The organism is Pseudodesulfovibrio sp., assembly GCF_028692895.1.
GTDB lineage: Bacteria > Desulfobacterota > Desulfovibrionia > Desulfovibrionales > Desulfovibrionaceae > Pseudodesulfovibrio.
Genome location: NZ_JAQUWN010000096.1, coordinates 1 through 10,213, shown reverse-complemented (window position 1 = coordinate 10,213; position 10,213 = coordinate 1). Strand labels below are relative to the sequence as shown.

The following is a 10,213-nucleotide window of genomic DNA, read 5'->3' as shown; positions in this document are numbered from 1 at the left end:
TGGGCCTTGTGAAAAAGATTCGAGAAGTCGACACTTTCCTGCGAGCCCATCCCGAGGTGCGGGATCTGGTCTACGAGTCCCATCCGGAACTCTGCTTCGGCCGCCTGGGCGGCGGGTTCCCGTCCTTTGCCAAGAAGGACTGGCTCGGCGGCTTCGAGCGCTTCCGGATCGTCCGGAATTTCATGCCGGAAGTGGAGTTTTTGCTGGCCGACGCCCGCCGGGCCCACCTCAGGACCGAGGTGGCGTGCGACGACATGCTCGACGCCTGCATCCTGGCCGTGGCCGCGCGAGAGAGCGAACGGCGGCCGCGTTTCTATCCCAAGGGGCTCGACGCGCCAGAGGCCGACGCCGAGGGGCTGCCCATGGCCATCTGGCATCCATCCAATCGAGGGGAACCATGAACGACCGCAACCGTTGCGGAACCGGCCCCGGCCTGACGGCCCTGGCCCTGCTCGCCGCCCTTATCCTGGGCCTGGGGGCCTGCGCCAAGCGCGTGGAGCCGCCCCGCCTGGACGTGACCTTCCTTCCGCAAAAGGGGGACTTCGTCTCCAAGTACGGCGATCAGCTTGGCCTGGCCGAGATCACGGCAATGGCGCGGGGTGCGGACTACATCCTGGTGGGCGAGGGGCACCGCAACGTCTGGGACCACAAGGTACAGCAAACCCTGCTCGCGGCCCTGGCGGCCACGGACCGGCCCCCGTCCGTGGGACTGGAGATGGTCCCCGTGACCAAACAGCACGAGCTGGACGATTTCTGCAAGGGCCAGGTGGAGGTGGACGACCTCCCCGAAGAACTGCAATGGACCACAACCTGGGGCTACCCGTTTTCCCTCTTCCGCCCGCTCTTCGCCATCATCAGGCGGGACAGCCTGCCCGTGGCCGGGCTCAACGTGCCCTCGTCCGTGGCCCGCAAGGTGGCGCGCGAGGGGTTGGGCGGCCTGGGCGAGGACGAGCGGGCCTGGCTCCCGCGCGAGATCGTGCCGCCGGCCCCGGAGCAGGCGGCCCTGCTCGACGAGATTTACGCCCGGCACGAGGGCGCTGACGCGGACAACGCCACGGCCCGCGAGCGGTTCCGCCTGGTTCAGTCCATCTGGGATTCCAAGATGGCCGAGGAGGCGGTGCGGCTGCGCAAGGAATACGACTGGCCGGTCTTCGTGGTGGCGGGCACTGGCCACGTGGAGCGCGGCTGGGGCATCGCCCGGCGCATCCGGCGCTTCGACCCCGGCGCGCGCATCCTCCTGGTCATGCCCTGGCGCGGCGGGGAGTTCGACGCGGATGCTGGCGATGTCTTCTTTTATAGCCCGGATAGTTACAACTCCAAGATGGGCGCGCTCCTGACCGACGACGGCCGGTCCGGCCTGCTGGTGGAGCGCGTGACGCGCGGCTCCCGGGCGGACAAGGCCGGGCTCAGGCCCGGCGATGTGCTTCTGGAGGCCTCGGGCGTGGTCCTGGACCACCTCTACGACCTGCACCGGGCGGGCTTCAAGGTCCACGAGGCGGACGCCCCCCTGGTCTTCAAGATCCGGCGCGGCAACGAACTGCTTGCCGTGGACGTCGGTCGGCTGGGCGTGGCCAAGCCCAAGGCCGCCGAATCCGCCGCCAAACCCGTCCGGGACGCTTCCGCGCCCGCCAAGGAATAAACAATGCAACACCGCGCGTGGTTTTTGTTGCCGTTATTGTTGTTTTCGCCCCTTTACGCCCATGCCGCGGACCTGGTGCGCCTCCTGCCCGACAGGGTGGGGGAGCTGATCCTGGTCCAGCGCATCGACGGCCCGGCCGCCCAGGCCGAGGTGGACAAGCTGCACGGCAAGGCCCTGCCCGCCGAGGCCAGCGTCATCGGGCGCTACGCCCGGCCCTCGGACGTGGGCGGCGAGCGGCCCGCCGAGGTCTGGGTCTCCCGCGTGGCCTCGGCGCCCGAGGCGAGCCGCCAGACCGGGTTGATGGTCCACAAGATGGTGGATAACCCGAACTCGCCCTTCCGCAGCCCCCGCCGCCTGGACCGGGGCGGGGTGCCGGTCTACCGTTTCGAGGGCATGGGCCAGGTTCATCTCATCTGGTGCGAGGGCGACCTGGTCTTCTGGATCAGCACGGCGAAGAAGGACGAACAGGCCCTGCTGGCAGCCTTCCGCCCGTAGGCCGCGCCGGGAGCCAGGCGTCGGCGCGGCGCTGCGGACCGGCGCAGAGTCGAGGCGCGAGTCGTTTGGCGGCCTGAAATAAAATATAGCGCGCTATCCAATCGGTAATCGCCGGGTTTCCTCCGGATGCAGGCTTGTCTCATGCATAAGACGAGGTGGAAGCCGTCCCGCGCCGTTGGGGGCTCAACGCCTCCTCCTGTCCTGCCGAACGCCGCGGCCCCTTCCGGAAGAGCGCCGGACGCTTTTCACTGGCACGCTTTTCAGGTAGAGCAAGCCATGCCCGAACTGCCCGAAGTGGAAGTCATCGCCCGCGGCCTGGACCGCACCCTGAAGGGGAGGACCGTGGTCCGCGCCGCCCATGCCGAACTGACGCGCCTGAGCGACCCGGCCGTGGAGCTTCTCCCGCGCATCGAGGGCCGCACCATCGCCCGCGTCCACCGGCGGGCCAAGGTCCTGCTCATGGACTTGGACAACGGCTGGACCCTGGCCTTCCACCTCAAGATGACCGGCCGGGTGGTCCACGGCCCGGCGCGCGCGCCGAACGGGCACGACCGGCTCCTCCTCCTGCTCGACGACGGGTCCCAGCTCTCCTTTTCGGACATGCGCCGGTTCGGTTACGTCCGCGCCTTCCCGCCCGGCGAGCTGATGAACTGGGAGTTCCTGCGCAAGGTCGGGCCCGAGCCCCTGGCCACGGACCCGGCCGAGCTGGCCGGACGAATCGGCTGCAAGGGAGGCTGCCTCAAGGGAAGACTCCTCGACCAGTCCGTGGTGGCGGGCGTCGGCAACATCTATGCGGACGAGTCCCTGTTCCGGGCGGGTCTCCACCCCGAGGCCAGGGCCGACCGCGTGGCCCCGGAGCGGCTGCGCACCCTGTGTTGCGAGCTCCAGGCCGTGCTGCGCCAGGCCATCGCCGAGAACGGCAGTTCCATCCGCGACTACGTCAATGCGGACGGCGACGCCGGAGCGTTTCAAAACAGTTTCAATGTTTACGGCAGGAAAGGCGAGCCGTGCAGGGTCTGCGGCACCCCGCTGGAGGCCCGCAAGGTGGCGGGGCGGACCTCCACCTTCTGCCCCCATTGCCAGGCCGGGGAGCGCGGAAAACGGTAACCGCAACCATCTGCGAAAGTCGGTTGCGGTTCATCGGCGGGTCCAGCGTCCGCGCCTCCCGTCCGGCAGGACTGGGCCGGGCCGAAACGGCGGGACCGGACCGATGTCGGGCAGGGCAGGGCAACGCGGCGGGGTGAATTGACATAAATTTTTGAAAAGCGGAATGTTATGCTGTTGAGAACGAAGAAAGAAAAGAATTGCGGCGTAGACGGCGCTCGGTCTGGGATGAGTTGAAGCCATCCATCCGCAAACATTGGATGTTAGAGAAAATCTACTAAAAGTCTAGAAAAGTGCCGACCAATAAAATCATATAGTTGGTGATCGGGGTGAAAACAGGGCCGCAACATGAGTGAGCACGGACGAATCATAGCGAAAAACGCTGCAGTGGTGGCGGGGGCGACCCTGCTTTCGCGCGTGTTGGGGTTCATTAGGGACGTCATCGTGGCCTTCGCCTTGGGGGCCGGGCTGTTCGCCGACGCCTTCTTCGTGGCCTTCCGCATTCCGAACCTGCTGCGGCGGCTCTTCGGGGAAGGGTCGCTGACCATGGCTTTTATCCCGGTATATTCGCGTGTTAAGGAAGAAGAGGGCGAGGAGGCGGCCCAGGAGATGGCCCGATCGGCCATGATCTGGCTGGCGGTGATCCTGGGCGGCATCACCCTGCTGGCCGAGGTCCTGGCCCGGCCCATCACCATGGCAATCGCCCCCGGATTCCTCGGCAACGCTGTCCAGTTCCAGGCCACCATCGACCTGGTGCGCATTTGCTTCCCCTACGTCATCTTCATTTGCAGCGTGGCTCTGTGCATGGGAATCCTCAATTCCGGCAACCACTTCCTGGCTCCGGCCCTGGCCCCCATCGTCCTGAACGTCGCCCTCATCTCGGCCGCGCTGCTCGGTTACTGGGCGGGGTGGAACGTGGCCTACGTCATGGCCTGGGGCGTGCTCGCGGGCGGCGTCGGCCAGTGGCTGCTTCAGCAGCCCTTCCTCTCCAGGGCCGGGTTTTCCTGGCGCGGGCCGTGGTCCTGGCGCAACAAGGGCGTGGCCCGCATGGGACTGCTCATGCTGCCCACGGTCTTCGGCGCGGCTGTCTACCAGGTCAACATCCTGCTCGGCACGCTGCTCGCTTCCTTTCTTCCCGTGGGCTCGGTCTCCTATCTCTATTACGCCGACCGGCTGGTCCAGTTTCCCCTGGGCGTGTTCGGCATCGCGGTGTCCACGGCGGCCCTGCCCAGCCTGGCCAGGCTGGCCGCGCGCGGCGAGATGGCGGAGTACGACGAGGCCCTGTCCCTGTCGCTGGGCCTGACCCTGTTCATCGCCCTGCCCGCGGCCGCCGGGCTCATCGCCCTGGCCGACCCGCTCATCGCCCTGCTCTTCCAGCGCGGCGCCTTCTCGGCCGAGGCGGTGCGGGCCACGGCCGCCGCCCTTGTGGCCTATAGCGCCGGGCTCCCGTTCATCGCCCTGTCGCGCCCTCTGGTGGCCAGTTTCTACGCCCTGGAGGACACCCGGACCCCGGTCAAGATCGCCGTGGTCTGCCTGGCCGCCAACGTCGGGCTCGGCCTCTGGCTGATGCAGTCCATGGCCCATGTCGGCCTGGCTCTGGCCGTGAGTCTCTCCTCGCTGCTCAATTTCATGTTGCTCTACGCGGCCCTGACGCGCCGCCGCAAGAGCGCGCTCCTCGGCCTTTCGTCCACGGCCAAGACCGTGGGGCTGAGCGCGCTGGTCTGGCTCGCGGCCGCGCTGACCGCCGCCTGGTCGCCCTGGTGCCTGCTGCTCATCCCGGCCTGGGCCGTTGCCTACATCTTCCTGGCCCACGCCATGCGCCAGCCCGAGGCCCGGCTGTTCACCGAGATGGTGGCTGGCCGCATCCGCCGCCGGTTGGCGAAGGGCCGCGCATGAACCGGGCGGACACCCTGGCGGTGCTCGACCGGCGGGCGCGCTTCCCGCGCGGCCTGGCCCAGCCCGAGGGCGGCTACCGCTTTTCCCTGGATTCGCTGCTCCTGGCCTGTTTCGCCCGGCCTGGGCGGCGGAACGTGGGCGCGGACCTGGGCTGCGGCTGCGGCGTGGTCGGCCTGGGGCTGCTGCTCCGCCAGCCGGGCCTGGCCCTGACCGGCGTGGAGCTTGATCCGGCAGCGGCCGACGCGGCGCTGGCCAATGCGGACGCCCTGCATTTCCAGGAGAAATTTCAGGTGGTCCGGGCCGACGTGGCCGACTGGCGGCCCGAGCGGGTTCTTGATTTCGTGGTGGCCAACCCGCCGTACAGGCGGCTCGGCGCGGGCCGCGTCAGCCGGGGCGAGGAGCGGGCCACGGCCCGGTTCGAGGGGCGCGGGGAGTTCGCCCGGTTCGCCCGGTGCGCGGCCCTGGCGCTCAAGACCCGGGGCAAGTTCTCCTTCGTCCACCTGCCGGAACGGCTGGCCGGGCTCCTGGCCGACCTGGCCCGGACCGGGCTGGAGCCAAAACGGCTGCGTATGGTCCACGCCCGTCCGGGCGAGGAGGCGCGCATGGTCCTTGTCGAGGCGGTCAAGGCCGCCCGGCCGGGGCTCAGGGCCGAGCCGCCGCTCATCCTTCACCGGGGGACGGGCAAACAGACCCGGCTCACCGACGAGGCCCTTGCCTTTTGCCCGTTTCTGGGCTGCAATCGCGGCGAGCCGGAGGGCGAAGAACGATGACGGATGGTTCCAGAGCCAAGGCGGAAGCGTGGTTCGGCCGGGGCAAGCTTCTGTGCGCCGAGACCGTGCTGCGGATCATGGCCGAGGCCTCGGGCCGCGACCTTGGGCCCGCGCTGGCCGCAGCCTCGGGCTTTTGCAGCGGCGTGGCCCGGACCAAGGGGCAGTGCGGAGCGCTCTCCGGGGCCATCATGGGGATCGGCCTGCTGGCCTCAACCGCCGACGGCCCCGACGAGATCGGCCGGGACCGCGAGGCGGCCTACGAGCTGACCCGGGAGATGCTGGACTGGTTCCGGGACGCCTTCGGCTCCCTGAATTGTTTCGACCTGACCGGCTGCGACTTCCGCACCCCCGAGGGCCAGGACCGCTACCGCAACCAGGGCGTGAAGAAGACCTGCGTCTCCCTGTGCGCCGAGTCGGCCGAGGCCGCGCTGGCCCTGCTGCGCGACGCCGGGCGCGCGCCCGCGGCCGACGAGCTGGTCCGCGCCCGTCTGGCCCCGTGCGGCCTGTGCTGCGGACGCTGCGTGGCCTATGCGGGCGGCCCGGTCCGGCGTTCCGCCGCCGCCCTGGCAGAGGCGCTGGGCGAAAACTTCGCGCCCTACGCCGAGCGGTTCGCGCCCATGAACCCGGCCTTCGGCCACTACGCCGGGTTCCGCGAGCTGCTGGATTTCCTGGCCTCGGGCTCCTGCGGCGGCTGCCGGGGCCAGGGCTGCCTGTTCCAGTCCTGCAAGGTCCCGGACTGCGCGCGCGAGCACGGGGTGGACTACTGTTTCGAGTGCCCGGAGTTCCCCTGCGACCGCCACGGCTTGCCCGGTCCCCTGGCCGAGCGGTGGCGCGCCAACAACGAGAAGATGGCCGAAATCGGTGTGGAAGTGTGGTATGACGGGTGCTGCAAGCGGCCTCGCTACCCGTGATGACGATAGGTTTCCGATAAGTTTTGAATTGCATGAAATCAAACGGATAGATCGTGATTACCAGCATCATCCTTGAGAACTTCATGGCCCATGAGCGGACCGAGCTTCCCCTCGGCCCCGGCGTCACCGCCCTGACCGGCCCGAACAATACGGGCAAGTCGGCGGTGGTGGAGGCGTTGCGCTGTGTGGCCACGAATCCCGCGCCACGCAGCTTCATTCGCCATGGAGCCAAGGAGGCGCGGGTTACCGTGGTTATGGACGACGGCACCCGGATAGTCTGGATTCGTAAAAAAGCGTCCGCAGGGTATGAACTCTGGGCGCCCGGCGCGGAAAAGCCTGAGGAGTTCTGGAAGATTCGTCGCCGTCCGCCCGATGAGGTCCTGGCCGCGCTTCGATTGGATGTGATCGAGTTGGAGGGAGAGAAGACGGTAGACGTTCACATCGGCAATCAGCGGGAGCCGGTGTTTTTGCTTAACCGGCCGGATTCCGATGCCGCCGCCTTCTTCGCCGCGTCGTCAGAGAGCGCCCACCTGCTGGCCATGCAGAACCGGCTCAAGGCGCGCACCCAGGACGCCAAGCGGCGCGAACGCGACCTGGAGGAACGGCGGGAGGCCGTGGAGGCCGCCCTGGACGCCCTGGCCCCGCTGCCGGACATTTCCCTCGGACTCGACGCCGCCCGCGCGCTGGAAACGGACGCGGCCCGGCTCCGGGCCGAGATTCCGGCCCTGGCCGCGCTCCGGCAGCGGCTGGACGAGACTGGCCGGGCCCTGGAACGCCGCCGGGCGGCCGTAGCGGTCTGCGACGCCTTGGCCGGACCGCCGAAAATCAAGGAAGTCGCCGGGTTGGACCGGCTGATCCGCCAGATGGGCCAGGTTGAGGCCGGGCTGGACCAGAGCCGCCGGGCCCACGGCGCGCTGGCCCCTGTCCAGGCCCCTCCCGCGCCCTTCGACGCCGTGCGCCTGGCTACCCTCTGCAACCGCTGCGTCCATCTGGACGGGGCCCTGCGCGAGGCAGAGGCGCGCGCCGCGCGCTTGGCCGACCTGCATGACGCGCCCGCCCTGGCGCGGACCGGCCCGCTGGCCGCGCTCCTGGACGGGATGCGCGGGCTCGGGCGCGACGTCCGCCGGGCCGGGGCGACCTGCGACCGGTTGCGGTCCGTTGCGGAAGCGCCCGCGCTGGCGGACCACGCCCCGCTCATCGCCCTGGTGGCGGACCTGCGCCGCCTGGCCGGGGAGGGCGCGCGCGCCGGGACCCGCCTGAATGAGTTGGAGACCGCGTTGCGGAAGGTTGAGGAACGCATCGGCCGGGTGGTGGACGAGCTCGGCCAGTGCCCCACCTGCGGCGCGAACCTCAACCTGGCCTCGTTCCTCGATCACGGGAGGTCCCATGACGCTTGAGATCGTGCGCGGCAACGGCCTCTTCCTCGTCGCGGACCCGCACCTGGCCGACAATCCGCCGGGCCAGCGGCTCGACGGCTATCTCGATCAGATCATGGGCAAGCTGGCCGCCTGTCTCGGGCGGGCCGACGAGCTGGGGATGGTTCCGGTGCTCCTGGGCGACCTCTTTCACTGGCCGCGCGACAACTCCAACAAGATGCTTGTGGAGCTGATGCGCCTCTTCGGCGGGCGGGAGGGCTGCCGGCGCGTCCGGGCCCTGGTGGGCAACCACGACAAGTACCAGTCCCGGTTCACCGACGACGTGTCCATTGCGGTCCTGGAGACCGCCGGGGTGCTCACGCTCATGAAGGAGGACGGCCCGCAGTTCGTCCTCGAAACCCCGCAGGGGCGCGCCCTGGTCTGCGCCAGCCCGGACGGCGCGCCGCTGCCCAAGGGCTACGAGCGCGCGGAGGGCGACCCCGAAACCGTGGTCTGGCTGACCCACCACAACATCCGCTTTCCCGAATTCCTGGAACGGGCCTACGCCATCAAGGAACTGCCCGGCATCGACTGGGTCATCAACGGCCACATCCACCGGCCGCAGCAGACCGTGGCCAACGGGCAGACCACCTGGGCCAATCCCGGCAACGTCACCCGCCTGACCTTCACCCGCAGGTCCATGGTGCGCGAGCCCGCCGCCGCCATCTGGACCCCCGGCTGCGCGGAACTGGAAAAATGGGTGGTCCCCTTCCTGCCCTTCGACCAAGTCTTCCCGGACCAGGACCTGCCGCCCGAGGAACAGGAAACCGAGGGCGATTCCAGCTTCATCAAGGGGCTGGAGCGGCTGGCCTGGCGGCGGACCCACGAGGGCACGGGGCTCAAGCAATTTCTGGAGCAAAACCTGAACCGGGAGACGCCCGAGGGCGCGCTCATCTGGGAACTCTACGAGGAGGTCATACACGGTGCCGACTAACCCCAACCAAACAGCGACAAGCAGGGATTCCCAACTGGAACAGGAACTTAACGACCTGCGCCGCCAATACGAACAACTGCGCGACCAGAAGGTCCGCGCCGAGCAGGACATGCGCAACCTGACCCAGCAGCTCGACGCCCTCAAGGCCCAGGCCCGGACCGAATACGGCACCGACGACCTTGAAGAACTGCAAGGTCTTTTGGAGACAAAACGCCTGGAAAACGAGCAGGTTGTCGCCGAGTACCGCCAGCATGTCCAACAGATTCAGGCCGACCTTTCCGCCGTGGAAAAGGACGCCGGAGGGAACCGCCGGTGACCTCCACGGGCCTGCCCGACCAGTCCGCTCAGCCCGACCTGCCGGACCTGCGCGAGGCCGAGCGCCGCTACGACCGCCTCGCCGCCCTGGCCGAGGCGCACCACGCCGAGCACGCCCGGCTGCGCGACGCCCTCGCGGGCGCGCGCGACTTCCTGACCCTGGCCCCTGCCGCGCGCCAGGCCCTGGAGGAGCTCTCCACCGCCCTGTTCGGCAAGATCCTGGACGAGGTGGAGGCCAACCTGACCCACGCCATCCGCGAAGTCCTGGGCCAGGACCGCGTGGTCACCAGCCTGCGCGAGGTCAAGAACAACCGGCTGCAAATCCATTTCCAGATCCGGAACCAGGGCGACGAGGACCAGATCGAAGACATCATGACCGGCCAGGGCGGCTCGGTCTGCAACATCCTCTCCGTCGGCCTGCGCCTCATCGCCCTCTCCCAGCTCGAAGAGGCGCGTCACCGCCCCTTCCTCGTCCTGGACGAGCAGGACTGCTGGCTGCGGCCCGCGCTCATCCCCCGCTTCATGCAGCTCATCAACGAGATCGCCGCCCGCCTGGGCCTGCAATTGCTCGTCATCAGCCACCACCCCATCGACCTCTTCGCCGCCGCCGCCGACCACATCTTCGAGCTGCGCCCCGATAGGGAGCACGGCGTCACGCTGAAACAGGTCAAATAGGGTGCCTCCGGCGGCCGGGGGAAGGGGAGAGGGGAAACTTTTGTAAAAGTTTCCCCTCT

Annotated in this window: 11 protein-coding genes; all 11 read left to right on the top strand. The window is 68.7% G+C overall.

All coding sequences use genetic code 11. The features are described from left to right. On the top strand, window positions 1–401 hold a 401-nt coding region (locus tag PHP91_RS16070), incomplete at its 5' end, for a DUF429 domain-containing protein (RefSeq protein ID WP_300143075.1). Then, window positions 398–1,639, top strand: a complete 1,242-nt coding sequence (locus tag PHP91_RS16065; RefSeq protein ID WP_300143072.1) for a ChaN family lipoprotein — start codon at window positions 398–400, stop codon at window positions 1,637–1,639. The genes PHP91_RS16070 and PHP91_RS16065, both read left to right, overlap by 4 nt. A gap of 3 nt (window positions 1,640–1,642) precedes the next feature. Further along, window positions 1,643–2,134, top strand: coding sequence for a hypothetical protein (locus PHP91_RS16060; protein WP_300143069.1), 492 nt, complete (start codon window positions 1,643–1,645; stop codon window positions 2,132–2,134). 276 nt (window positions 2,135–2,410) lie between these two features. After that, window positions 2,411–3,241 carry a bifunctional DNA-formamidopyrimidine glycosylase/DNA-(apurinic or apyrimidinic site) lyase gene (mutM, locus tag PHP91_RS16055; protein ID WP_300143066.1) on the top strand — a complete coding sequence of 277 codons (831 nt, stop codon included), beginning with the start codon at window positions 2,411–2,413 and terminating at the stop codon, window positions 3,239–3,241. Window positions 3,242–3,586: 345 nt separating this feature from the next. Beyond that, window positions 3,587–5,134 (top strand): murein biosynthesis integral membrane protein MurJ, encoded by a 1,548-nt coding sequence (gene murJ, locus PHP91_RS16050; protein ID WP_300143061.1) that lies wholly within the window; start codon window positions 3,587–3,589, stop codon window positions 5,132–5,134. After that, entirely contained in the window at window positions 5,131–5,904 is a 774-nt protein-coding gene (locus PHP91_RS16045; RefSeq protein WP_300143058.1) for a methyltransferase, read from the top strand. The genes murJ and PHP91_RS16045 overlap by 4 nt, the downstream gene beginning before the upstream one ends. Beyond that, window positions 5,901–6,815 carry a C-GCAxxG-C-C family (seleno)protein gene (locus PHP91_RS16040; protein WP_300143055.1) on the top strand — a complete coding sequence of 305 codons (915 nt, stop codon included), beginning with the start codon at window positions 5,901–5,903 and terminating at the stop codon, window positions 6,813–6,815. Before PHP91_RS16045 ends, PHP91_RS16040 begins: the two co-directional genes overlap by 4 nt. A 53-nt stretch (window positions 6,816–6,868) precedes the next feature. Further along, window positions 6,869–8,212 carry an AAA family ATPase gene (locus PHP91_RS16035; protein ID WP_300143052.1) on the top strand — a complete coding sequence of 448 codons (1,344 nt, stop codon included), beginning with the start codon at window positions 6,869–6,871 and terminating at the stop codon, window positions 8,210–8,212. Continuing rightward, the gene (locus tag PHP91_RS16030; RefSeq protein ID WP_300143049.1) at window positions 8,202–9,164 is read left to right on the top strand and encodes a metallophosphoesterase; all 963 of its coding nucleotides are present in this window, start codon (window positions 8,202–8,204) and stop codon (window positions 9,162–9,164) included. The genes PHP91_RS16035 and PHP91_RS16030 overlap by 11 nt, the downstream gene beginning before the upstream one ends. Beyond that, window positions 9,154–9,480, top strand: a complete 327-nt coding sequence (locus PHP91_RS16025; RefSeq protein ID WP_300143047.1) for a hypothetical protein — start codon at window positions 9,154–9,156, stop codon at window positions 9,478–9,480. The genes PHP91_RS16030 and PHP91_RS16025 overlap by 11 nt, the downstream gene beginning before the upstream one ends. Beyond that, a complete protein-coding gene (locus PHP91_RS16020) occupies window positions 9,477–10,154 on the top strand; it encodes a hypothetical protein (protein ID WP_300143045.1) in 678 nt (225 codons plus the stop codon). The genes PHP91_RS16025 and PHP91_RS16020 overlap by 4 nt, the downstream gene beginning before the upstream one ends. The last annotated feature ends 59 nt before the right edge of the window (window positions 10,155–10,213 follow it).